This window comes from Halanaerobium sp. MA284_MarDTE_T2 (assembly GCF_003337245.1).
In the GTDB taxonomy this organism is placed as follows: domain Bacteria; phylum Bacillota; class Halanaerobiia; order Halanaerobiales; family Halanaerobiaceae; genus QPJE01.
Genome location: NZ_QPJE01000010.1, coordinates 25,872 through 49,184 on the forward strand (window position 1 = coordinate 25,872; position 23,313 = coordinate 49,184).

Genomic DNA, 23,313 nt, shown 5'->3' on the forward strand with positions numbered 1-23,313 from the left:
GCAGGCACTGGCGTAAAGCTTGCTTCAATATTTCTTGCTGCTATTATTGCAAGCTTTATGACAGAAGGAATGGCGCTAATCCCATGTTATCTGATCGTTGAGCGATTATATTTTTATTTTAAAAAAGTCATTATAATAAAATTAAAGCTAAAGAAAATAATCCCTGCAAATTATTATTTTTTTAGCTATTTATCATTATATTATGTATTTATTATCATAATTATGATATAATATTGATATAAAAACAAGAAAGGGGATGATTTTATGCCAACTATTAGACCTGTTTCTGACTTAAGAAATAACTTTAAAGAAATATCCGAAGTTTGTCATGAAAATGGAGAACCTGTTTTTTTAACGAAAAATGGTCGTGGTGATATGGTTGTTATGAGTATTGCTCAATTTGAAAAGCAACAGGCACTTTTAGAACTTTATAAAAAATTAGGAGAAGCTGAAAAAGAAAGTGAAAATAATGCTCCTACTACTTCCCATGATGATTTAATGAAGCAAATGAGGAAGAAATTAAATGAGTAGTTCACAAAAATATGAAGTTATCTATCTTCCAGCTGCCAAAAAGGATCTTAATGAAATTATTTCATATATACAAATAGAAGTTCCTGAGGCAGCATTAAACTTTTTAGACAAGATTGATGAAAATATATCACAGTTAAAAGATTTTCCTTACAAAGGTAAAAAGCCAGACGATGAAAATTTAATTTATAAAGGCTACCAGATACTTGTTATAGGAAGTTATCTTGTGTTTTATGTAGTATTTGAAAAAGATAAAATTGTTGAAATCAGAAGAATCATACATGGTAAACGAAAATATAAATTTTTATTATAGATAAGCATTATTGGTTAGCTCAATATCAGATAACGTCCCGAGTATTCCCGACGTGCCTGTGCCTCGGGCCTGTTACGATGTTTGTCTGATATTTGCTACCGGTTAAATTCATCAGTAACTCTCGCAAATACCGTAACAGAAGGCATGTCCTAAACGGGTGTGGCCCGTTCTGTGGGCGTCCACGGGAACACTGTGTTATACGACGTTAAATCCGACTTCACCCTATATTAGGTGAAATAATGATTTTCACCCTTTTAACGGTGAATTTTAATAATACACCTTATATACGGTGAAATAATTTAATTAAATAAATTTTTTAAAAATAATCCTCCTATTAAAGCAATAAATATACTGGATAAAGTACCCAGAAGATAATATTCGACAAAATGTTTTTTATCATCAAACTTTTTAAATCGTGCAATAGATTTTGCAGTAAAAATTATTCCAATAGATGAAGTCGAACCAAATGTAACTAACGTTAATATTAATGCTCTTTCAATAATTCCAATATATTTACCCATACTTATTCCTTCTGACTGGTTATCAATCTGTATATCTATTATATTTAATATTTTCTCTAACAAAACTGCGCCTGCAAATAAAACTATCAAATAAACGATTACTAATATTAATACTTCCTTTATGCTTGTATCAAAATTAAATAAATTCGAATCAAATGAATTTGACGCTGTGAAAACAGGTATCGTAAGATGATTTATAAAACGTTTCCAAACAAAAAATATGATAAGAAAATGTAACAATTGATCAGTAATAAAAGTGGCTAATTCTATTTTTGGAGAACATATAGATATTTTCCCTTTTATGTAATCTAAAACAATATGTGAAATACTTATAATCAAAGCAAATCTAAAGGCAATATTAATACCATAAAATAGTGTCAAACAAAAAGTAAAGGTAAATACTATAAGACTATGAATAAAATATCCTTTTATATTTTTATCTATCTTCAAGTTTACAACTTTATTTGACTGGAACATAAAATCGCTCATTAAATGAGAAATTATTCCTAATAAAAGTAAATTCATTTGTTAATCACCTTCTGACAGTATAAATTTTTTTATTATTTTATTAACACTTCTTTCAGCAAAATTAATTTCTTTCCATTTAGCAGCCCTACATCTTTTTTCTACATTTTGAAAAGCAATATTTAATTCCTGAGCAGCTTCTTTATATGTACCCTTTTCTTCATAATAATATATAGCTTCCCATTGGGAATCTGTCCAGTCTGATTGAAAAGTATCAATCAAATATAGTATGGTATTTATTGCTTCATCAATTTGGTTATTACTTTTAAATCTTGTCTTATATATATTATCTTTTTCAATGCTCTCCAAAGCTTCTCTTGCATAATAAAATGCAGGTCCATTCATACTCCAGGAACTTATTTCATCACTTTTTTCATCAATATTTCCAAATCCTATTCCAAAACGTATATCTAAATTTAATAATTTATATCTTATTTGCCTTATAAATTTAGGAAATGACATATGTCCTTTAAAAACAGCCTGAATTTCATCTCCTCTTGAGATTTTTAATGGAACAAGCGTGTTCTCTGGATATTTAATATTTTTGAGTCTTTCGTTTAGTATTTTATTTATATTATTATAATTTCTTGATTTGATTACATCACCAGTAATAACCGTATATTGGGACATTATTATAACCTCCGTTTTTTATATGATATTATAATAATAATAACACAAATTAAATTATGTTACCAAATAATATAAAACCAAGGACTTAATGTCGTATAACGTTACTGTGATTTGCGTTCGTGCTTGGTTCCACAGGCACTGGCGTAAAGCTTGCTTCAATATTTCTTGCTGCTATTATTGCAAGCTTTATGACAGAAGGAATGGCGCTAATCCCATGTTATCTGATCGTTTGCTTCTTTTGAACTTCTCTTTATATAATTATTTATTCTTTTTCTTTTACCTGCTTTCTTTTTAGTAATACAAATGTTATAATATAGTCGAGGTGATAAACTATGAAAACTATAAAATTAAGAAAAGTTGGTAACAGCTATGGCTTTACTATTCCTAAAGAGCTTAAAGAAAAATATAATCTTAAAGAAGGGGAAGAACTTCATATCATTGAAAATGAAGATGGTTTTACAGTAACCCCTTTTAATCCAGAATTTGAAGAATGGGCTAAAGCTTTTGATAAGACTAACCAAAAATATAAAAATACTCTTAAGGAATTAGCTAAATGAATGACATTAAATTTATACCTAAAGACATAATTCTTTTTTTCCATGAACAACTTGTTAAAATTTATGGTGGTAGTTTTGGTATTAGAGATGAAAATTTATTAGATTCAGCTCTTGAACAACCTAAAGCAACTTACCAGGGTGAATATTTGCACGATTCATTGTTAAAAATGGCAGCAGCTTATGGCTATCATCTTTGTAATAACCATCCATTTATTGATGGAAATAAAAGAATAGCTTTTGTAGCTATGGATACTTTTTTACAAAAAAATGGTCTAGAAATTACAGCTTCTGAGAAAGAAGCCTATAAAATGATGATCCAGGTATCTTCTGGTCAGTTATCAAAAAAAGAACTAACTTTATGGCTTGAAAATAATACAAATTCAATAGAATGATAAACCTTCTGAATTCATTAATCAGGAGGTTTTTTGTTTCGCAATCTACTAATCGGCAAATGTCAGATAACGTCCCTGGGATTTCCGACGTGCCTGTGCCTTTAGGCCTGGCGGAAAGCTTGCCTTTAAATTTCTTGCTGCCTGAGATTGCAAGCTTTGTGACAGAAGGCATGTCTCGAAGGGTAGGCTTGTTCTTTAGCCTAACGGCAATCCCATGTTATGCGCAGTTTCTATCTTTTTTTACTTTTTTAAAGTTCCAAATTACTCACGTTCTCTAATAATAAATTTAGTATCTTTTGTGTTCTCGTAATTACTTATATTACTTCTTCCGAATATATAAAATAGTAGTGTAATAATTATTAAAAGAATAATTTCTATAATAATAATGTCCCAAACTTTTGTTGTTAAAACAAATTTATGTTTTTTATAAATCTGATATGATGGTATAAATATTAGTACCAACCATGACAACGAAATAAAAAAACTTAATATCTGATTTATTTTTGATACAGACATTGGAAATTCACGTGTTGGTTTTAAAAAACTTATTTTATTTGAATAACGAACTGTTTTATACAATTTTCCTATAACTTCATCTTCTAAATAATCAACATGTCTTTCCCAATTATTTTGCCAAAATTTGCTTCCTTTGTTAACAAAATACCAACTATATGAGAAAACAAATCCCAGTATCCCCAAAATTAAAAGTGATGTATCTTTGCGCGTTATACTTTTACTAAGTATTGTAAAATATCCAGCAAAAGAGGCTGCAATAAATGCCCAAAAATATGTGGCTCTTTTCCAATATAATTCAATTTCAAATTTTCTTATATCAAGTGACTTTTCTAAGGCCTTCTTTTGTCTTTTTTTAAGATTTTTATTTTCGTCTTCATCCAAAAAAGTTTCATCTTTATTATTATCATTACTCTTTTCACCCAATGTTTTTTCAAAATACTCTTTTCTATTTTTAATAATGTTCTTTTTATCTGCTTTCATAATTAACCTCCTAAGAAATTGCGCATAACGTCCCGAGTATTCCCGACGTGCTCGTGCCCTAGGCCTGGCATGCCTTTTGCCACTCTTTGCAAAAGGCATGCCAGAGAGCATGTCCGAAGGATAGCCGGTCTTTGGCGTCACGGGAATACTCTGTTATCTGAAGTTGCACTTCTACCTTTCAGAAAACCAAACATTTACAAGTGTAGTTAAATATAAACCTAAAATAAACCATCCAAAAATTCCTTCAGTTACATATAATATCTTATAATCTAGAAAGAAAGAGGCTGGATAATCTCCTGAAGTGAAAAAGGCACTAACACTTGTTAAGAATGACTGACTTATACTGTTTAAATTAAAATAATAAACAAAAGAAAAAACAGTAATAATTAATATCCCAGCTCCAAATGCTCTAAAAGGTTTAATTCCATAACCAGTTAATAATTCTATTAAAAATTTTTTATATAAATAATCTATTAATCCATTATTGTTATGATTTGTTCCTGCTTGTTTTGATTTAAAAAAATATTTTCTTTCTTTATCGTAAACATTAGCTGCTTTAAATGCTTGCCGGATAGAATTATAAAAATCACTCAAAAATGAATAATTATACTCTGATTTCTTCGATCGTTTATGTGCAACAAAATATGTAACAGGTTCCTCAATATTTACTGTAGAATTAAATTTACAATCTGAAAACAAATTTTCTTCTGTAAAAAAATGTTTAAATTTTGTATTAGAAAAACTGCAGTTTATTAATTTACAGCCTTCAATAAAATCACAATTAATAAATTTACATTTTTCAAATTTTGCCCCTAACCATACATTATTATGAAAAATACAATTGTGAAAAGTAACTTTATGAAATTTGGCAAATTTAAAGGAACAACGAAAATATCCATTTTTAAATTCACTATGATAAAAATGTGAATAAGAAAAATCCATATTTTCAAAATTATCTTTTTTGGGGAAATCAATTTCTTCTCCAGTAATCGTTATCCCTCTTAAATCATACATATCATCTAAAAAGTCCTTTAATATCCCATATTCATATTCCTTTTGAAGAAAATCTTCGCCTGCACCATTTCTAATCTTTTCTAACACGAGTTTATAAGCTTCTTCGCCTCCATTTATTGGCTCCCATCTATCACTATATTTTATTCTTTCTTTAGTATTGTATAAATTTAATTGATGTATCGGAATAAACATTACTATCACCTCAAATTTTAAGTGCAATTTCAGATAACGTTACTGGGATTTGCGCTCGTGCCTGGTTCCGCAGGAACTGGCGTAAAGCTTGCGTTTTCGTATCCGTGATTAGTTTAAATGCAAGCTTTATGACAGAGGGCATGACGCCAATCACATGTTAGACGATGGAGCCCCTTTTTTTAAAAGTTGATCTATTATTCTAAATAACATTTTTTTGGATTCGCGGGAGTTGACCAATCGATATATTCGCCACTATATCCTATTATTTTTAGTAAAATTTTATCTAGCATATTTATCATAAAAAAATACTCTTCCGTTGGATCCGAAAATGGTGTACCTCCAAAATTGACTTGGCTATAAAATTTTCCTTGATGAACTAAGTGATTTCTGCTTTTTTTGAACAAATTTATTTCTTTATAATCAAAATCTAACTTTATATATTTAAATAGTTTTTTTATTAAGCTGATAAAAGATCTTCTATTTAATTGTTTCAATTTATTCTTACCGGTAAATGCTTGAATCTCATTAGAATTTAAATTCAAATCTTCTAATTTATTTTTGAAACAGATTTTTAATTCTTCCGCAATAGAATTATACATATCTTCTGATATAATATTATCTATTCCTTTATTATTATTTGAAAATGAATTAACTATCATTTCTAAAACAATAGCCACTTTTAAACCTCTTAACTCTAAAAAATCATGCATTGTTCTTGCGTCTAAATATGCATCAATTGTTCCTTTATCTAAATTAAACTCTTCACCTCTAATTAAATAATTATTATAGGTTTTATCTATAAATTCGGAAATTAGCATTGTACTATTTACATCAATAACTTCCAAAAATACATATGGTTTAGTAACATGATTAAAATGTTTAACTTTGCAAATATCCCCTTTTTTATTTATCTCTTTGCAATATACCCATTGGATTTTTGTACCACGAGCCAAAGATAATAAATAACATAAGTCATCTATTATTTTAGTAATATCATCAAAACCATTGTCATTGCTATTTTCTATCGCAATTTCAGCAGTAACATTAATTCCTTTAGATATTTTTAAATTATGAATAATATCACTGTAATTATTTTTCTTTTTAATATTTACATCTATTCCATCCTCAAGAGAAAATTTTTGTTCATGGTTAGATGTAATTCCAAATTTAAAATTAGTTATTCCAAATACATATTTATCTAATGTATATTTTTTTGTTTTAATTATTTCTATTTTTCTACTATGAAATAAATCACAATTGCCGAAAAAATCAGAGGGTATTTCTGGATTAAAAAAAACTGCATCAAATGGTGCTATAGCTTTTATGTCCCAATTCTCTTTAGTAGTTCCCAAAAATTTTTCAATTGATAGTTCTTTAGATGAATCATCAAAGTTTATATAATTATTTGAAAATGAAAAAGCTATAAGTGATTCTCCAGTTTCTAGTTGTGTAGCATAAAATTCAGCTTTGTGTTTTTTACCATCTTTAGTAAATAAGATTCCTTCACCTTCATATGAAAAATTTTTATTTCCATATGGGTCTACTTTATGACTTAAATTCATAATTCACCTCTAACTTATAAGATTTTATTGTTGGGGCTCTTTCGTCTAACGTTACTGGGATTTAAGAAGTTCATGAGGTTTAGGGCGACCGCCCTTACCAAATGAATTTGCAATGGAGCGTAGCGACATCTTTAATCCCATGTTATACGAAGTTGCTTTTTTTCAGCAAAGTATTAAAAATATAACTTTATTTTTTATATAACATATCAATCTTTTGTTCTATCGATTTATTTTTTTGGGTGCTAATTTTTTGAACTAACTTTTCTAATTCTAATAGTGGATTCATTTTATGATAAAAAATTTTTTTAGATCCTTTTTCCCATTTATGTTTATCAAATAATAACTTATCTTCATTTGCTAATGATTCTTTTGATAAAGTTTGTGCTGCTCTATTCATAAAACACTTATCCCAATTATTTCTATTGTATTTTTTATATTCAGAAATTCCCTCAGTATAATATTCCATTATATTTTCAGGTTTGTCAAAATAATCTATTGGATATTTTTTATAAGGATCATATGTATATTGTATTAAAATTTCTCTACCAAGCCTTTCTTGAATCAACTTTTTATTAGATAGATTTAAGATAACTATTGAATAACATATTATTCTAAATTCTCTTACCAAAAATTTTTCTTTTTTAAATAAATTTTCATTTTTAAAAGAATATTTTATGTCAATATTTATGAATTTTCCAAAAAGAAAACCTAAAAAAGAATTAATTTTAGTTTGTTTTCTTATTTTGGGTACTGTTTCGAATCCAAATTGTTTCCAAAGCCAATCAAAATATATATAAAAATCTGGTAAATATGATAACTGATTAAATCTATTAAAAAATTCATCTCTATTTCCGGATTTAGTATGAAATCGTCTCTCAAGAGCACTAGTAGAATTAAGTTCAAACTCCCTTATACTTAAATTTTCTAGAGATTCTTTTTCTTCTAAAGTGAATGTCTCCATTAATAATTTTTTATTTTTCTTAAATAAATCAGCTAAAATTTTTATTGATAGTATTTTAATATAATCAAACCAATAATTTTCAACATATTTTACCTTTTCCCAATCAAATTTTTTCTTAAAATTTTTTGTACAAATGTTGAATTCCTTTTTTATCCTATCAATATTTATTTCTATATTATAGTCGTTTTTTAAATAATTAGTTAAATTATGTTTAATACAATAATTAAGAATATTGAAAATTAAATATTGAATTGAATCAGACTGGTGCATTATTGCAAAAGAAGGTGGAACAAAACTTTTATATTGTTTAATATTAATCAAACAAGATCGATAAATATCATTGTAAAATCCCTTCAAAACAATGTTGCTTTTTACTGAACATTTAGGGCAATCAATATTTTCTTCATAAGGTATATAAAAAGACCCACAATTTTCACAAAAGTATTCTGTTTCTAGATGTAAAGTCAATTTTTTCCCTCCCATAAAAAAATACATTACGTCAAATCTAATAGTTTTTTAAAAGTATTAATATATTAAAAGCTATTTCGTATAACGTCCCTGGGATTTGCGCTCGTGACTGGTTCCGCAGGAACTGGCGTAAAGCTTGCGTTTTCATATCTTTGATTGGTTAATCTGCAAGCTTTATGACAGAAGGCATGACGCCAATCCCATGTTAGCCGAAGTTGTCAAGATGCAGTAGAAATAACATACAAAAATTTTATAATATCAAAATCATTTATAATTTGATATTATTATATTCTAATAATACATTTCCATAATCAATTATTGGCTTACTATTTTTATTTAATAAAGTTTGCATTATAGAAAATGAATTTAAAATATATTCTTTACCTTCTTCTGCATTTTTTAAAAGAATATTAGCTTGTTTATTAGAGTAATCACCTTCAGGTAAAATGACTCCATTTGACTTATAATTAATTACTTTTTTATTGTTTTTATTCTTTTTATCAAGGATAATGATTTTTAATTCAATTTCTTCTGGCAAATCATGATCAATATATGCACAAGTCACGAATTCTAATGTATTTAGTGAAGCTAATAATTCAATTTCATTATTATTTATCATTTTTTGTAATATTTTTGCTCTATAATCACCGTGCTTTTTATCTAATATATATAATTCTTCTAAAGCTTCTGTTTTTTTGTTTAATTTAATATATCCCCAAGCTAATTTTATTCTTGTCGAAATATCATCAGAATTATCTAAAAGATAAAGTTTTAAATCTGTTATTGTTTTATGGGTTAGTAATTTCTCTTGAGAAAAATTACTAATATATTCAAATTCACAATTTATTGAATTAATGTCATTTTCATTTAAATCTAAACGATATAAATATGAAGGGTCATCACTTGGTGAATAAGCCGGATTTTGTACTTTATTTTTTAAAGTTGGTCCTTCAAATTTTTCACATTCTTTTTTAAACTTCTTTAGAACTTCTTTATCTGGAAAAGGAAGTAGTTCATTAAATTGAGTGCTTCTTTGTATTTCATTATCAAATTTCGGTAAATTTCTGTCTTCTAAAACAGAATTAAAACGTTTAAGTTCAATCTTGATTTTATCTTGAACTATTGTATAAAGATAAACCGCAAAAGAAGAAAATTTTTCTGGAAATTCATATACTATCTCAATTTTTGGTCCGTTAATTCCAATATACTTCACATATAAATGTTTGAAATGATGCATATAAGAATAAGAACTAGGATTAAAAGTTGAAAATTTTCGTTCATCAGTTCTAATCATTGATATATCTAATTCATCACATATCAATAATAGTCCTAACAATAAATCACCTTTAATTTTTTTATTATTTACAATTAGTGGGTTTTGTTTTATTTTATTATAAACATCTTTGTAATTAGTAGAAGAATGACCAGAACATAAAGTCGATATAGCTTGTATATATCCTCTGTTTAAAGAATCAAGTCCTAATGAATATGACATTGATTTATCATCTGGAACTGGAAATTTTCTTTTTAATATTAATTCTTCTGTTTTTAATGCATGTTTCTTTCTAATTTTTTCATATTCATTATCCGTAAGATCTTCTATGCTAATTTCATCTACATTTAAATATTGCATTCCAATATCATGTAAATAAGCACTAGCTAAAAATATAAAAATTTCATCCTCATTTAAACTAAAATTATTATGCTTTGACAAATAAGAGATGATTTGATTTGCATTAGATATGATTTGCTCAGAATGTGATAACCCATGGTCTGTAAACCAAGGCAATAATGGATTTGACCATATTTTTTTAACTTTTCTTTCTATCTCGTTAATTTCATCTAAACAGCTATCATTTAATTGTTCTTTTAAGAATCCCATTTTTATAACACTTCCCTTATTCTAAGTTTAAAATATCCTTATAATTATTTTTACATGACAATTTCGGCTAACGTCCCGAGTGTTCCCGACGTGCCTGTGCCCCTCGGCCTGTTACGATGTTTGCTTAAAATTTGCTTCCGGTTTGTTTCATCAGTAACTTTTGCAAACATCGTAACAGAAGGCATGTCCCGACAGGGCTGGCTGGTTTTTAGCCAAAGCTGGAACACTCTGTTATGTGACGTTGGGTCCTCTAATTATTATCAATTAATTCTTTTACAAAATCTATATATTCATCACGGATTTTATAATTATCTTTCTCCCATGAATGATTTGGATAATCATAAGAGATAATTTGCCTTAGAAAATCATTTTTTTCCATTCCAATTTGATTTGAAATTAATGATACAAAATATCCTTTATTTTTTTCTGCATTTGGTTCATTATAATCTAAAAATGCTTGCTTTAATTCCTCTCTAGTAACCGTGCCTTTTTTTAGACATTCAGGTAAAAGGACATTTTTAATTCTTCGAGGTGTCTTTAGATCTTTTTTAAAATAATTTATTAATAATTCTTTTAATTCATCTTTATCGTAATTACCGGGTTCATCTGACATTGGAATAGTAAATTTTTTCTTTGTTCTTTGTTTCTCTACTTCTTCTGGTATAGTTGTGGTTTTACTTAATAATTCTGCTCCAGATTGAGTTTTTACATAGTGAAGAATTACCGCATTTATACTAACACTAAAATTATCTGAAAGCCACTCAATCATTCTATTTAAAGAATCTTCTATTTTAAAGCCGACAAGAAGAATCCTTTGAGTTTGGTTTATATTTAAATTTTCTAAAGTGATCTCTTCAAAAGTATCAGATAAAAAATCTTCCAAGTTCTTACCTATTTCTTCACTGAGCTGGTCTATATCCCATTCAGCAACTGCAGCCGCATAATCTATTGCTTGCGCTAATGCCTCTCTAGGAAGTTTATCTCTTTTAATTTCTATTATAACTGTATTACCGTTTTTATCTATGCCAAGTAAATCAAGAGGTCCAGAACGAGTATTAATTTGTCTTCCTATTATAGCAATTCCTTCACCAAGAATCTCGGAATTTGATAATATCCATTCTTCTAAGTCATATGACTCAGTACGCCCTTCGTCAGCTAAATTAGTATTAATTTCTTCCAGTTTTCCATTTATTATTTCCCAAGATGTAATTTTAGTAGCGATATAAGTCACCTCCAAGAATTTTATATTTGGCCCAATGTCACATAACGTTACTGGGATTTGCGCTCGTGACTGTTTCCGCAGGAACTGGCGTAAAGCTTGCTTTTCCATATCCGTGATTGGTTAGCCTGCAAGCTTTATGACAGAAGGCATGACGCCAATCCCATGTTATATGATGGAGTAGGCTGTTTTATTAATTATTTGTTATTGAGCAAAGTAATTTTGGCATATTTTCCTATATAATAAAAGTTTATCTTTTTTAAAATAAATTAAGATTAAGTATATTTCTTATCAGTTATATGAATTGAAACACTATTATTTTTTTCTCTTATTCCTACATCTAATCCGTTTTCTGTTTCACCTAAATACTTATAAGTATTTGATTTTAAACTTATTTTATCATTATCCCAATTAACAAATATTAAATTATCTATATAATGTTTTATTTTATTTATGGTATAATCATTGTCAAATAATTGAATCCTAACATTAGCTAAACTAAAATCTACAAAATCAATGTCCAATTCTCCAATTTGTGATTTACTTTCATTGAATTTAAAATATTTATTAGAAAAATTATCATACTTTTTTTCAAATGATTTATTACTAATTTTATTTAACATTTTTATTTCATCAGTTTCGGTAATATCTTTAAAACTGTTTCTTGGTAAATATGAAAATAAATCGTTCATTGAATTAATATTTTTAAATTCATTTATGAAAACATCAAGTATTTTATTAATAGTAATATTGTCATTTTTATTTTTTCTTAATTCACTTTTAAAATTTTTTGTTAAAGCATCTATATCGGTTGAATCAAATTTATTAACACTTTTTGTTTTATTCGAACTATATCCTAGCTTTTTAAAAATGAAATATACTATAGCATTTGCAAGAAAATGCCAAATAAATAATAAAAAGAATACAAACAATAGTAAAAAAGTTATACTAATAAAGTTAATCAAAATACCTGTTAAAATAAATTCGATCCAGAAAAGAACTTTTAATATACCACTTTTTTTCAAACTGCCATGTCCAATATTAATAATTCTACGAACTAAATCTACTATTAAAACTAAAAAAATAATAATTTCTGGTACAAAATTCATTTTTACCTCCCTATAGATTTGTATTAATAAAATATTTTATATTTTAAATAATAACCATAAATTAGCCTACTCTTTCATATAACTCTTTTCTTTACGTATAAAAATTCATAAATATATTTACTCTTTAAATCTTCACGACTGTTATTTCATTAAGATATCCATTCTATAAATTATCAAAAGGATTGGTGATTTCAATAAAATTCTTATTACTTACATGAGTATAAATTTCAGTTGTAGTAGAACTTTTATGACCCAGCAGGTTCTGTATATATCTCAAATCAACTCCCTGTTCCAGCAGATGGGTAGCAAAAGAATGTCTCAAAGAATGAATACCAACATCTTTATTTATTCCTGCTTTTTTACAGGCTCTCTTAAAAACTTTCTGTGCACTTCTTTTTGATAAATGCCTATCCTTATTCTGACCTGGGAAAAGCCATTTTTTATCATATTTATGTACCTGAAAAGCTTTTAGATAAAATTTCAACTTTACTAAAACGTTTTGAGATAATAATGTATACCTATCCTTATATCCCTTTGCAGAGCGGATATAAATCAGCATTCTATCTGTATCAATATCAGATATTTTTAATCTCACAACTTCACTTACTCTCAAACCCCCCGAATAGGTTAAAATTAAAATAAGCTGATGTTTTAAATTACCAACAGATGCAATAATCTCTTTAATCTCTTTTTTATTCAATACCTTGGGCAGCTTCTTTTTCTTTTTGGGTCGAAATAATTTTTTATTAATTCCATCCAGTTCTAAAATTAAATTATTGAACATTTTAAAAGCACTGATAAACTGGTTGGCAAAAGAATGAGTATTCTCTTTTTCTTCTATGAGGTATAAAATATAATCATTAAGATCATCCATTTTTATAGAAAATAAATTTTTCTGAATATAAATTATAAATCTTCTATTATGATTAATATAAGCTTTGATAGTACTTCTGGTATAACCTTTCAATTTTAGCTTTTTTTCAAATAAAAAAGGCAACAACTTAAATAAAAAAGTTATTGCCCATAGTTCAACTAAACGCGCACATTTATATATTGTCCGCGGTTAATACCAGCTGCCTGTTGAACAGCCTCTGTGTTTTCTTCCATTCCTTCTAACAGTTTGCTTACTACTGCTGCATCCTGACCCATTGCTTTCTGCATTGACATCATGCTCAATGCCTGCTGTACACTTGCAATCTGATCCTGCATAGCAGAATTGACATTCATTTGCTCAACTCCTTTTTTTACAATTATAATTTATTATAGCGTGAACCTCTTCTCCTAAATCACATATTTAGATGGAGTTTTCTTGGCTGATTTAGATATAGAAAACCACTGTTTAAAAAACCTTTACTGACAATTTCATCAGCTCTTATTATTATTGTCGTTTAAATAGCTATTTTATTAAACACCTTCAGCTTTGATTTAAGACAATAAAATTAAGAATAATCAAACTTAAACCTATTTACAAGTTTATACAACTATATTTCAAATTGATCTACAGCTATTTTAAGTTCTTCCGCATATTCTGCCAACTTTTCCGCAGAAAAAACAATCTCCTTTGTAGCTGCAATCTGTTCCTGACTGGCAGCGGCAACTTCCTCAGAGTTACTAGCTGAAGTTTCACTTACTGCTGCAATATCATTAACACCTCTTTCTACATAATCACTATTTTCTTTCATTTTATTAGAATCATCTGCTACTTGATTAATTAGAGTCAATAAGTCTTCAGCAGATCTTTCAATTTTACTGAATACTTCTCCAGTTTCTTTAACCATCTCAACATTTTCTTCTATATTTTTTTGCCCTTCTTCATTATTTTCTATTACATCAGCTACGCTATTTTGAATAGATTGAATCAGTTTGTTAATTTTTTCAGTTGCACCTGCTGATTCTTCTGCCAATTCTCTAATTTCATCTGCAACAACCGAAAATCCACGACCTGCTTCTCCTGCCCTAGCAGCTTCTATTGCAGCATTTAAGGCAAGTAAATTAGTTTGATCTGCAATTTGATTAATCAAATCAACAATTTCACCAATTTCTTTAGATTTTTCTCCCAATTCTCTAACATTAGCAGCTACCAGCTTGTTTGATTTTTCAACCTGATTGCTCTGCCTAATGGAAGAATTAATATATTCATTACCCTGTTCAATATTCTCTTTAACACTTTCTGCTTCTTCTATCATCTTGTCTGATTTGACTGCATTAGCAGTTATAACCTGGTTAAGATTTGTGATATTGCTTGAAATTTCTTCAATCTGAGCTGATTGTTCTTCAGCACCAGAAGCAACATTTTCAATTGAGCGACCAACATCTTCAGCATTTTTCTCAACCTGAGAACCATTGGCACTTAATTGCTCACTGGAAGTGGCAAGTTCCTGAGCAGTTGTTTTTACCTGATTAATTATCTGCTGTAAATTAATTACCATCGAATTAATAGACTTAAGCAGCTGGCCAAGTTCATCTTCTTTGTTAACCCTAAATTTTTCTAAATCAAGCCTTTGAGTTAAGTCTCCAGCAGCTACCTTATCAGCTACTTCAGCTGCACTCCTGATTGGATTAACAATTGAGCGAGTAATTAAATAGCTAACTAAAATACCAATTAAAATAGCTATTACTGCTGAAAAAATACTGCTGTTACGAATAATATCTAATGGAGAAAACATCTCTGCCTCTTTTGCTGTTAAAGCAACTGTCCAGTTAACAGACTCAACGGTTGCGTAAGCAAGATTCCACTTATTACCCGCTTCTATATAACTATTATAACCACTTTTATTTTTGAGAACAGTATTTATTGTTTGCCTAAATTCTTCTCCACTTTCTGCAATTAGATCTTGATTTCCTAAGTATTTGTCGTCCGGATGAGCAAGGATGTTTCCTGACTGATCTAAAATCATTCCATAACCACTACCATTAATATCCATATCAGCTATTAAATTTTGCAGGATATCAAGAGCTACAACAGCTCCTACAATTCCAACTAATTTCTGTTCTCTGAAAATTGGACTGGCAATAATAGTAATTGGTCTGCCGGTCTCAAAACTTTCTGTCGGTTCTGAAAAAACTTGCTCTCGATTTGCCATAACTTCTTGAAAATAACTCTGATGAGCTACACTAGTTTCAAACTGATTTGTGTCTTTCATTATTCCCTCAGGATCAACAATAAATAATGATTCAATCTGATGATCATCATCTGAAATAGGCTTTAAATCATTGTACTGCCGCTCCCAGTTCATACTTTTAATACTTTCTAAATAACTTAAGTTTTGAACTATCTTTCCTTTTTCCTCTGTCCAGAGACGGATAGTTTCTACTGATTTTTGAGCATTATTCTCTGCCTCAGACTGCAGAGTATTACTTAAGATATTTTCTGACTGCTGAAAAGCATAATATGAGCTGCCAGCAATTAATAAAAATAGCATTAGACTGATTAAAAAAATCATCTTTGTTTTAATACTTTTAAACATAGACTTCCCCTTTCCCAAAAAATCTAAAATTGTAATCTAAAAAAATTATATTATAAAAATTTAATAAAGGCAATTTAGTTCATAGCTAAATCTGCTCATCCAGAACATGCTCTTCTTTTTTATCTTCGGCATAAATAAAGCGATCACTACCTGAAGCTGTTATTTTAAGACTAACTTTACCTATTCCAAATTCTTCGTTAACCTGCTGCTGAATGGCAGACTGAATCTCTGTTAAATTATATTCTCCCGGATCAATTTTTACAGCTCTATTGCGGTCATTGTGGTTAATAAAGAAAATGTTATTGCTATCATTAATTCTTATTGGCCTTTTAACAGCATCCTGGACTGCAATATCTTCTAGGTTATAGGTAACTTTTTCTGGCTGCTGTGACTTGGTAAATCTGTCACTTTTTAGATCCTGATTGTTTTGTTCGCTGCTCTGCTTAGACTGATTTAGTTGATTCTGAATTACATTTTTGATTTGGGTTAGGACAGAATTATTTTTTTCTACAGCAGACATTTTTGGTCACCTCTTTTATTATTATTATTGAAATTTAACATAACTAGATATTAAAATTCATTTTCTTACTGTTTATGAAATCATTTATATAATCATTTTTGTTTCTCATTAATCCAATAATACCTTCAGAAATATTTGTGATGTTCTCTTCATATCCTAAATTGACAACACTTTTACCATCCAATTTTTCAGCAACTCTAACTTGATTTTCTGCCTGCAGCATTACCAACGCTGGAGTCTTAGTTACTGCTAATTCATAAAGAGTACTCCCACCAGAAGAAATAGCAATATCACTTTTCAACATTAATTTACTCATCTTTTTGACATTAAAGTTTAATGAAATATCCAAACTGCTTTTTTCAACTTCTGCTACTATCTGATCTACATTATCAAAAGAAGGACCTATTACAACATCAATATGCAAATTTTCATTATCAATATATTGATCATCTATTTCATCAAAATCAATAGAATTTAAAGCTTTAATAATCTTTGGTGTTAAATTCCTAGTATCATAACCACCAACAGTAACTAAAATATTTTGCACTTTATCTCTAACTTCTATTTCAGGCAAATTTCTGAACTCTTCTCTTAAAAGTAGGTAATCCGTTCCCAGTCGAAACTCAGTGTCTCCATATAAAGATTCATAATCTAAATCTTCAGCATAAGCATTTCCATTGATAACAACATGAGAAGGAAAGGCAAAAGGGGCATAATCATGGATAGTAACTAACTTATCAACTACTTTTCTCATTTCAATTAAATAGTTCTGATCTATTTTATAAGAATCAGTAATTAACTTATTAACTTTCTCTTTTTTTATGATTTCTTTAACTTTTTCTATTTCATCATCATAGCTTAAATTTTTATCTAAAGTTATAACTTCAAAATCATTTTCTTTTAATTTATTAACTCCAGATGGATAATTTATAGTAATATAGAAAACTCTTTCTACTTCTTTATCTTTTCTTAAGTCATTAGCTAAAGCCATTGAACGCATGATATGTCCCATGCCGATATCTTTACCACCATCTACTCTTAATGCTGCAACTGACATCCTATCACCTTAATCTTCTACTTTTCTTATTAATTCAAAAGCTTCGACATATTCTTTTCCTACTACTGTACCCCAGCGAGCAGCAATAGTCTTCAGAGCTTTTAATGATCTTGGATGAGGATAATCTCTTTTTTCAGAATCATAGCAATCCATTCCCTTTAATTTAGCCTCAATAGTTTCACTAATGTCTACAAATAAATTAGGCTTAAATGTATTATCTCCATACTGAAAGTTCCATTCAGTTGATGAAGGTGTCTCAAAAGCATATATTTCTTTTACTCCATACTCTCCTACCGGACGACAGGCAGTAATAACTGCTTCAAATGTTCTTTGATGATCAATATTTAGATCTCCATAATGATGAGTATAGATTATATCGGGTTGAACTTTCTTTATAATCTTTTCTATCTCTTTTATAATATCCAGCAAATCAACTGAATCAAAACGGTTATCAGGTAATTTAGAAAAGTATAGATTATCATATCCAATAAATTCAGCAGCCTGATAGGTATCAGAATATAATTCTTCTAAAGATTCTTTACTAACCTGTTCACGATCATTTCCACGTGAAGTTAATCCTTCGCCCAGGATTAAACAATCAGCTTTATCTCCATCATTTACTCTTTTGCGAATTGTTCCACCCAGACCTAATAATTCATCATCTGGATGAGCAGCAATTGTTAAAATTTTATTAGCCATCTAAATCATCCTCATTTAATCTCTTAATTTTAACATCAGCAACAATGCCATCAGCTGTTAACTTTGCTCTAGAAAACTCTAATTTTATATCTCCATATTCAATAAATGCATCTGGATAGCCTTCAGCATCAAGCATTCTTATATGATCATAAACTTTTGAAAGAGAAAAATCATTTTTTATTTCACTCTGATAGGGTTTCCTTCTTTTAAATTCAACTACTTCACCCTTTTGCTCTTTTGGTATAATTTCATTATTAATAATTTCCGGAATCATTTCATTAAAGATAAGACTAGAAGATCTTAAAAAAATTTCTTCTGCAGTTCCATTAAGATTTAAATCTTTTTTTAAATAAATAGGGCCGGTATCTAATCCTCCATCAACTTTTAATGCTGAGATTTTAGTATTTTCAATACCTCTTACAATAAGGTTCTGTAAAGGACTACCTCCTCTTCCATAAGGAAGATCAGTCATATGGAACACAACACAGTTAAAATTATTATATATATTATCAGGTATTATCCAGGACCAGTGAGGAAAAAATATATATTCCGGATTGAAACTATTTAATTTCTCATAGTTTAATTCATTTTTGTCAGTTATTAATTTAATCTGGTGTTTACTTTCTTTAATCATTTCTTCGGCTTTTTTTATATTCCATGATTTTATAGTAGCAATAACAAATTTCATTATTTAATCAAATCCCAGTTTAAAGGAGTTCCCTCTTCTATATCTTTTAAAGCTTTTTTATGCAGAACTTTCTCCCAGTTTTTTGGTTTAAGTCCATAGCCAGGACGTATAACTCTGATGTTCTCTTCAGTCAATTCTTCTCCTGCTTTGATATCTTCAACTGCAAAGATCGACCTTCTAAACAGTCTGCTATTTTTTTCCTTTTCAGAAATAGAATAGTCAATCTTACCGATTGCTTTTTCTGCAGCTCTTATATCATCAACCATTTTTTTAAATTCATCCGGTTCCATAGAAAAAGATGCATCAGGATTTTCAATTTCTCTGCTCATACAGAAATGTTTTTCTATTATCTTAGCTCCCATTGCTACAGAAGTTACAGCTGCAACAGAACCTAAAGAATGATCAGATAACCCAACAGGTACACCAAATGTTTCTTCTAAATTTTTTATGTTCTTCAAATTCATATCATCTGCAATAGATGGATAAGCACTGGAGCAATTTAAAAGTGCTAATTGATCATTTCCAGCTTCTCTGATAGTTCTAACAGCTTCATCGATTTCTGCTAGAGTCGCCATACCAGTTGACATGATTATGGGTTTGGCTTTTTGAGCGAGATACTTTAAAAAAGGAAGATTAGTTATACTAAAAGATGCAACCTTATAAAATTCAACTCCTAAATCTTCTAAAAAATCAACTGCTGTATTCTCATAAGGAGTAGAAAAGAAATCAATACCTATCTTTTCAGCTTCTTTTTTCAAATCTTCCTGCCATTCCCAGGGAGTATAAGCTTTCTGATAAAGATTATGTAAATTCTCACCTTTCCAGGTTCCTTTATCTATTTGAAACCACTTTTTCTCTGAATAAATTGTCATAGTATCAGGAGTATATGTTTGAACCTTAACACAATCAGCACCTGCTTTTTTAGCAGCATGAATGATTTCTAAAGCTCTATCTTTGCTGCCTGCATGATTAGCAGACATTTCAGCTATTATATAAGCTGGTTTGTTTTTCCCTATTGTTCTATCAGAAGTTAATTTAATTTGTTCATTCATATTATAACCCTCTTTTATTTTATAATAAAAAATATCATAATTTTTGTTTTCTTTTTTGATTTTATTAAAATCAGCTTTAATAAATACTTTTTTAGAAGCCATGTTTTTCTTTTTTACTTTTCCAATAAGCTTATATATATCAAAAGAATTATTATTTATTTTGTCGATTAATAATTCTAATAATACGGTTCCAAAACCATTACCTCGTTCACTCTTAGCAATACTAAAGTCGATCTCACCAACTTTATTATCAATATCTACTCTAATTTGACCTACATCCTTATTATTTTTAGTTAAAATATAAATTAAAGTGTTTTTATCTTCTAATCTACTTTTAAACCATTTTTTGTGTTCCTGATATTCTATTTTTTCTTGGTTAAAAGCATTATTCCTTACTGCAGAATCATTTGCCCATTTGAATATCAAATCCATATCTTCATAAGTTGCTTTTCTTAAAAAAATATTATTATACATTATTTAACCTCTTCCAGAAAATTATATATTTAATTTTATGATATTGTCCAACCGCCATCAATTTTAATGTTTTCACCATTTATATAACTTGAAGCTTCAGAACACAGCAATGCAACTGTACCTTTCATTTCATGATTTTTACCAATTCTATTTAATGTATTCTTTTTAGAAAGACTATTTATAAACTCAATATCATTAAGAACATCTCCATGCGGAAAAGGACCTGGACTTATTGCATTGGTTCTAATACCATATTGCGAAAGAAAACTCGCTAAATATTTTGTTAATTGAATAATACCAGCTTTGGCAGCACCGTAACTTGGAGGGTTGGTATAATCATTATTCTCATATAACTCAGGATCTGGAGCTATATGGCCATACATTGAAGCTACATTTAATATTACACCATGACTTTCTTTCAATAATGGCAAGCAATTTTTAATGACATTAAAAACTGAATTTAGACCAGTATCTAAATTATTATCCCAGTCTTCTTTTGATATGCTTTCTAAAGAATTTGTTTGACCAGAGTAAGCATTATTGACTAAAATATCTAAACCTCCATAATCTTTTTTTATATCTTCAACTAATTGAATTATAGATTCATCTTCTGAAATATCTAATCTATGAGAATATACTTCAACTTCATTATTAAAATCTTCAGTTATTTCACTGGCAACTAAATTACATTTTTTTAGATTTCTACTAGCTATTACTACTATTGCACCTAATTCAGCTAGAGCCTCAGTAATACTTCTTCCTAAGTAACCAGCTCCACCAGTAACTAATGCCACTTTACCATTTAAATCGAATAAGTCTTCTAATTTTTCCAATTAATACACCTACCTTAAACTACCATTTTCGTGGATCAATTATTGTTGAATCATCAGAGATATCTATGTTTTTTATTAAACCATCAAAATCATTTAAAATACTTTCATCTATCTCCTTTTTGAAATTTAAAATATTTTCCAGAAGTTGTTTTTTGTCATCAATTCCCATCAGAATATAATCTCCCAAATCATTATATTTAAACCAGGAAAATATTAAATTTGTTAGGCTAATATTATTCTCATTAATAAATTTATTAATAATATCCAAATATTTTTTTGCTTCTAGAAGATTTAAAGGTAATTTATTTTCATCCATGAAAAATAAACCCTGCAAAAATATAGATCTTATGAAAATATCTATATTATTTCTTTTTAATAATTCTAATTTACCCTGTTTTATCATTCTTCTATCGAAAATACTTAAAGGTAGTTGTACTGCTTCAAAATAGTCTTTTTCTATAATTAAATCAATTTCATTGGGTTCATAAACTGAAACACCCAGCTTCCCAATCAATCCCTTTTTCTTTAACTCAATTAAATCTTTAATAACTTTATTATTATTTATGTCCTTTAAATCATGCAAAAAATAATAATCTATATAATTCGTATTCAACCTTTGTCTAGATTCATTAAAAATTTCAAAGATATTTTTATTTTTTCTCATATCTTCAGAAGGTAATTTGCTGCATATTTTAAATTCATCAAGATTATCATATTCGCCTAATATTTTTTCGCTTTCGCCATATGCATATGCTGTATCTAAAATATTAAGATCCTCTTTTAAACAAATATCTAATATTTCTTTTGCTTTTTTTGTTTTGAATTTCTCTTCTTTATTATTTATACCATATTTTAAACCAAATTGAGCTGTTCCTAACACAAGTTTAGTCATAAATCAAACCCCATCTTTAACACTTTTTTGTTTTATATCTTCATTTATTTTTCTTATCTGAGGATTCTTTTTTAAAAAACTAATAATATCTTTAAAATAAAAGTTATGTTTTCCATTATATAAGTTATTATATATTTCTTTCATAAATTTATAATCTTCAATTGTATCTAATGTCCATCTGAAATCAGAATAATCATCAGCATTATGATATATATATATATCATTTCTAAAGTTTTCATAAATATAAGGGGTTACATGTTCTCTCTGATATTTCTCTGCTGCATTATTGTATGCTTCTTTTAAAACATTAAAACTAAAAATTTCTACATCTAATCCAATCGGAAAAGTTCTTTTTTCTTCACTGGAATTAGTAACTAAGGAATATTCCTTATCATTAAAACATCCAATTAAATTATCAACTATAAATGGATCAACTAAAGGATCGTCAGATGTTATTCTAACAATTGTATCTGTCTCATAATTATTAGCAGCTTCATAATACCTTTCTAAAACATCTTCTTCACTGCCTCGATAGGCTTTAACTCCCCATTCTTTAGCTTTTTCAAAGATTATTTTATCTCTCTCATGGGTTGTTGTAGCTATTATAATTTCATCAATATTCTCAGCCTGTTTTACTCTTTCAATTACATGCCATAAGACAGGCTTAGCTTTTAAATTTTTCATTACTTTACCAGGTAAACGGGTTGAACCCATTCTAGCCTGGATAATAGCTGCTGTTTTTTTAGATTTCATATCTATAAA

25 protein-coding genes and 1 pseudogene are annotated in these 23,313 nt (G+C 28.4%); 5 read left to right on the plus strand and 21 right to left on the minus strand.

Translation table 11 applies throughout. From position 1 onward, the window contains the following. The 3 genes from DFR78_RS12150 to DFR78_RS06275 form a co-directional block, all read left to right on the plus strand. The coding region (locus tag DFR78_RS12150) for a hypothetical protein (protein ID WP_233487002.1) at positions 1 to 231 on the plus strand (231 nt) is incomplete at its 5' end. A 33-nt stretch (positions 232 to 264) separates the two neighbouring features. Then, the gene (locus DFR78_RS06270) at positions 265 to 531 is read left to right on the plus strand and encodes a type II toxin-antitoxin system Phd/YefM family antitoxin (protein ID WP_114457981.1); all 267 of its coding nucleotides are present in this window, start codon (positions 265 to 267) and stop codon (positions 529 to 531) included. Continuing rightward, entirely contained in the window at positions 524 to 841 is a 318-nt protein-coding gene (locus DFR78_RS06275) for a type II toxin-antitoxin system RelE/ParE family toxin (protein WP_114457987.1), read from the plus strand. The genes DFR78_RS06270 and DFR78_RS06275 overlap by 8 nt, the downstream gene beginning before the upstream one ends. Before the next feature lie 299 nt (positions 842 to 1,140). On the opposite strand, the gene DFR78_RS06280 is transcribed toward DFR78_RS06275, so the two are convergent. Continuing rightward, positions 1,141 to 1,887, minus strand: a complete 747-nt coding sequence (locus DFR78_RS06280; protein WP_114457988.1) for a DUF3307 domain-containing protein — start codon at positions 1,885 to 1,887, stop codon at positions 1,141 to 1,143. A 3-nt stretch (positions 1,888 to 1,890) separates the two neighbouring features. Then, positions 1,891 to 2,517 (minus strand): SatD family protein, encoded by a 627-nt coding sequence (locus DFR78_RS06285; RefSeq protein WP_114457989.1) that lies wholly within the window; start codon positions 2,515 to 2,517, stop codon positions 1,891 to 1,893. Positions 2,518 to 2,849: 332 nt separating this feature from the next. Here DFR78_RS06285 and DFR78_RS06290 point away from each other — a divergent pair, with 332 nt between their 5' ends. Continuing rightward, complete coding sequence (locus DFR78_RS06290; protein ID WP_013405740.1) at positions 2,850 to 3,074, plus strand: AbrB/MazE/SpoVT family DNA-binding domain-containing protein; 225 nt, start codon at positions 2,850 to 2,852, stop codon at positions 3,072 to 3,074. Further along, complete coding sequence (locus DFR78_RS06295; RefSeq protein ID WP_114457990.1) at positions 3,071 to 3,466, plus strand: type II toxin-antitoxin system death-on-curing family toxin; 396 nt, start codon at positions 3,071 to 3,073, stop codon at positions 3,464 to 3,466. Before DFR78_RS06290 ends, DFR78_RS06295 begins: the two co-directional genes overlap by 4 nt. Before the next feature lie 261 nt (positions 3,467 to 3,727). On the opposite strand, the gene DFR78_RS06300 is transcribed toward DFR78_RS06295, so the two are convergent. From DFR78_RS06300 to DFR78_RS06385, 19 genes and pseudogenes are all read right to left on the minus strand, one after another. Next, positions 3,728 to 4,462 (minus strand): hypothetical protein, encoded by a 735-nt coding sequence (locus DFR78_RS06300; RefSeq protein WP_114457991.1) that lies wholly within the window; start codon positions 4,460 to 4,462, stop codon positions 3,728 to 3,730. A gap of 171 nt (positions 4,463 to 4,633) precedes the next feature. After that, on the minus strand, positions 4,634 to 5,668 hold the full coding sequence (locus DFR78_RS06305) for a pentapeptide repeat-containing protein (RefSeq protein ID WP_114457992.1): 1,035 nt from the start codon (positions 5,666 to 5,668) through the stop codon (positions 4,634 to 4,636). Positions 5,669 to 5,862: 194 nt separating this feature from the next. Then, complete coding sequence (locus DFR78_RS06310) at positions 5,863 to 7,230, minus strand: hypothetical protein (RefSeq protein ID WP_114457993.1); 1,368 nt, start codon at positions 7,228 to 7,230, stop codon at positions 5,863 to 5,865. Positions 7,231 to 7,417: 187 nt separating this feature from the next. Then, positions 7,418 to 8,659: a hypothetical protein gene (locus DFR78_RS06315; protein ID WP_114457994.1), complete on the minus strand. Its 1,242-nt coding sequence runs from the start codon at positions 8,657 to 8,659 to the stop codon at positions 7,418 to 7,420. A gap of 268 nt (positions 8,660 to 8,927) precedes the next feature. After that, positions 8,928 to 10,541, minus strand: a complete 1,614-nt coding sequence (locus tag DFR78_RS06320) for a hypothetical protein (RefSeq protein ID WP_114457995.1) — start codon at positions 10,539 to 10,541, stop codon at positions 8,928 to 8,930. Positions 10,542 to 10,791: 250 nt separating this feature from the next. Continuing rightward, positions 10,792 to 11,871 carry an endonuclease NucS domain-containing protein gene (locus DFR78_RS06325; protein ID WP_199505569.1) on the minus strand — a complete coding sequence of 360 codons (1,080 nt, stop codon included), beginning with the start codon at positions 11,869 to 11,871 and terminating at the stop codon, positions 10,792 to 10,794. A gap of 164 nt (positions 11,872 to 12,035) precedes the next feature. Beyond that, complete coding sequence (locus tag DFR78_RS06330; RefSeq protein ID WP_114457997.1) at positions 12,036 to 12,869, minus strand: hypothetical protein; 834 nt, start codon at positions 12,867 to 12,869, stop codon at positions 12,036 to 12,038. Positions 12,870 to 13,032: 163 nt separating this feature from the next. Beyond that, a complete protein-coding gene (gene xerA, locus DFR78_RS06335; RefSeq protein WP_114457998.1) occupies positions 13,033 to 13,869 on the minus strand; it encodes a site-specific tyrosine recombinase/integron integrase in 837 nt (278 codons plus the stop codon). Positions 13,870 to 13,901: 32 nt separating this feature from the next. Beyond that, a complete protein-coding gene (locus DFR78_RS06340; protein WP_114457999.1) occupies positions 13,902 to 14,096 on the minus strand; it encodes a hypothetical protein in 195 nt (64 codons plus the stop codon). A 254-nt stretch (positions 14,097 to 14,350) separates the two neighbouring features. Further along, positions 14,351 to 16,336, minus strand: a complete 1,986-nt coding sequence (locus DFR78_RS06345; RefSeq protein WP_114458000.1) for a methyl-accepting chemotaxis protein — start codon at positions 16,334 to 16,336, stop codon at positions 14,351 to 14,353. 85 nt (positions 16,337 to 16,421) lie between these two features. After that, positions 16,422 to 16,856, minus strand: coding sequence for a hypothetical protein (locus tag DFR78_RS06350; protein WP_114458001.1), 435 nt, complete (start codon positions 16,854 to 16,856; stop codon positions 16,422 to 16,424). A 43-nt stretch (positions 16,857 to 16,899) separates the two neighbouring features. Further along, positions 16,900 to 17,913 (minus strand): UDP-2,4-diacetamido-2,4,6-trideoxy-beta-L-altropyranose hydrolase, encoded by a 1,014-nt coding sequence (gene pseG, locus DFR78_RS06355; RefSeq protein ID WP_114458002.1) that lies wholly within the window; start codon positions 17,911 to 17,913, stop codon positions 16,900 to 16,902. A gap of 9 nt (positions 17,914 to 17,922) precedes the next feature. Continuing rightward, a complete protein-coding gene (locus DFR78_RS06360) occupies positions 17,923 to 18,612 on the minus strand; it encodes a PIG-L deacetylase family protein (protein WP_114458003.1) in 690 nt (229 codons plus the stop codon). Next, the gene (locus tag DFR78_RS06365; RefSeq protein ID WP_114458004.1) at positions 18,605 to 19,300 is read right to left on the minus strand and encodes a formyltransferase family protein; all 696 of its coding nucleotides are present in this window, start codon (positions 19,298 to 19,300) and stop codon (positions 18,605 to 18,607) included. Before DFR78_RS06365 ends, DFR78_RS06360 begins: the two co-directional genes overlap by 8 nt. Continuing rightward, a complete protein-coding gene (gene pseI, locus DFR78_RS06370; protein WP_369834935.1) occupies positions 19,300 to 20,352 on the minus strand; it encodes a pseudaminic acid synthase in 1,053 nt (350 codons plus the stop codon). The genes DFR78_RS06365 and pseI overlap by 1 nt, the downstream gene beginning before the upstream one ends. 78 nt (positions 20,353 to 20,430) lie before the next feature. After that, a pseudogene (locus DFR78_RS12395) lies at positions 20,431 to 20,826 on the minus strand (GNAT family N-acetyltransferase); the annotation flags it as partial. Between the two features lie 35 nt (positions 20,827 to 20,861). Beyond that, positions 20,862 to 21,659, minus strand: a complete 798-nt coding sequence (locus tag DFR78_RS06375) for an SDR family NAD(P)-dependent oxidoreductase (RefSeq protein WP_114458006.1) — start codon at positions 21,657 to 21,659, stop codon at positions 20,862 to 20,864. A 19-nt stretch (positions 21,660 to 21,678) separates the two neighbouring features. After that, the gene (locus tag DFR78_RS06380; RefSeq protein WP_114458007.1) at positions 21,679 to 22,551 is read right to left on the minus strand and encodes an aldo/keto reductase; all 873 of its coding nucleotides are present in this window, start codon (positions 22,549 to 22,551) and stop codon (positions 21,679 to 21,681) included. Between the two features lie 3 nt (positions 22,552 to 22,554). After that, complete coding sequence (locus DFR78_RS06385) at positions 22,555 to 23,304, minus strand: cytidylyltransferase domain-containing protein (RefSeq protein WP_114458008.1); 750 nt, start codon at positions 23,302 to 23,304, stop codon at positions 22,555 to 22,557. Between the last annotated feature and the right edge of the window lie 9 nt (positions 23,305 to 23,313).

What these genes read in the sequence shown, in the direction of transcription:
- DFR78_RS06270 (WP_114457981.1), top strand. Translation starts at nt 265, where the DNA reads ATGCCAACTATTAGACCTGTTTCTGACTTAAGAAATAACTTTAAAGAA.
- DFR78_RS06275 (WP_114457987.1), top strand. Translation starts at nt 524, where the DNA reads ATGAGTAGTTCACAAAAATATGAAGTTATCTATCTTCCAGCTGCCAAA.
- DFR78_RS06280 (WP_114457988.1), bottom strand. Translation starts at nt 1,887, where the DNA reads ATGAATTTACTTTTATTAGGAATAATTTCTCATTTAATGAGCGATTTT.
- DFR78_RS06285 (WP_114457989.1), bottom strand. Translation starts at nt 2,517, where the DNA reads ATGTCCCAATATACGGTTATTACTGGTGATGTAATCAAATCAAGAAAT.
- DFR78_RS06290 (WP_013405740.1), top strand. Translation starts at nt 2,850, where the DNA reads ATGAAAACTATAAAATTAAGAAAAGTTGGTAACAGCTATGGCTTTACT.
- DFR78_RS06295 (WP_114457990.1), top strand. Translation starts at nt 3,071, where the DNA reads ATGAATGACATTAAATTTATACCTAAAGACATAATTCTTTTTTTCCAT.
- DFR78_RS06300 (WP_114457991.1), bottom strand. Translation starts at nt 4,462, where the DNA reads ATGAAAGCAGATAAAAAGAACATTATTAAAAATAGAAAAGAGTATTTT.
- DFR78_RS06305 (WP_114457992.1), bottom strand. Translation starts at nt 5,668, where the DNA reads ATGTTTATTCCGATACATCAATTAAATTTATACAATACTAAAGAAAGA.
- DFR78_RS06310 (WP_114457993.1), bottom strand. Translation starts at nt 7,230, where the DNA reads ATGAATTTAAGTCATAAAGTAGACCCATATGGAAATAAAAATTTTTCA.
- DFR78_RS06320 (WP_114457995.1), bottom strand. Translation starts at nt 10,541, where the DNA reads ATGGGATTCTTAAAAGAACAATTAAATGATAGCTGTTTAGATGAAATT.
- DFR78_RS06325 (WP_199505569.1), bottom strand. Translation starts at nt 11,871, where the DNA reads ATGGAAAAGCAAGCTTTACGCCAGTTCCTGCGGAAACAGTCACGAGCG.
- DFR78_RS06330 (WP_114457997.1), bottom strand. Translation starts at nt 12,869, where the DNA reads ATGAATTTTGTACCAGAAATTATTATTTTTTTAGTTTTAATAGTAGAT.
- DFR78_RS06340 (WP_114457999.1), bottom strand. Translation starts at nt 14,096, where the DNA reads ATGAATGTCAATTCTGCTATGCAGGATCAGATTGCAAGTGTACAGCAG.
- DFR78_RS06345 (WP_114458000.1), bottom strand. Translation starts at nt 16,336, where the DNA reads ATGTTTAAAAGTATTAAAACAAAGATGATTTTTTTAATCAGTCTAATG.
- DFR78_RS06350 (WP_114458001.1), bottom strand. Translation starts at nt 16,856, where the DNA reads ATGTCTGCTGTAGAAAAAAATAATTCTGTCCTAACCCAAATCAAAAAT.
- pseG (WP_114458002.1), bottom strand. Translation starts at nt 17,913, where the DNA reads ATGTCAGTTGCAGCATTAAGAGTAGATGGTGGTAAAGATATCGGCATG.
- DFR78_RS06360 (WP_114458003.1), bottom strand. Translation starts at nt 18,612, where the DNA reads ATGGCTAATAAAATTTTAACAATTGCTGCTCATCCAGATGATGAATTA.
- DFR78_RS06365 (WP_114458004.1), bottom strand. Translation starts at nt 19,300, where the DNA reads ATGAAATTTGTTATTGCTACTATAAAATCATGGAATATAAAAAAAGCC.
- pseI (WP_369834935.1), bottom strand. Translation starts at nt 20,352, where the DNA reads ATGAATGAACAAATTAAATTAACTTCTGATAGAACAATAGGGAAAAAC.
- DFR78_RS06380 (WP_114458007.1), bottom strand. Translation starts at nt 22,551, where the DNA reads ATGACTAAACTTGTGTTAGGAACAGCTCAATTTGGTTTAAAATATGGT.
- DFR78_RS06385 (WP_114458008.1), bottom strand. Translation starts at nt 23,304, where the DNA reads ATGAAATCTAAAAAAACAGCAGCTATTATCCAGGCTAGAATGGGTTCA.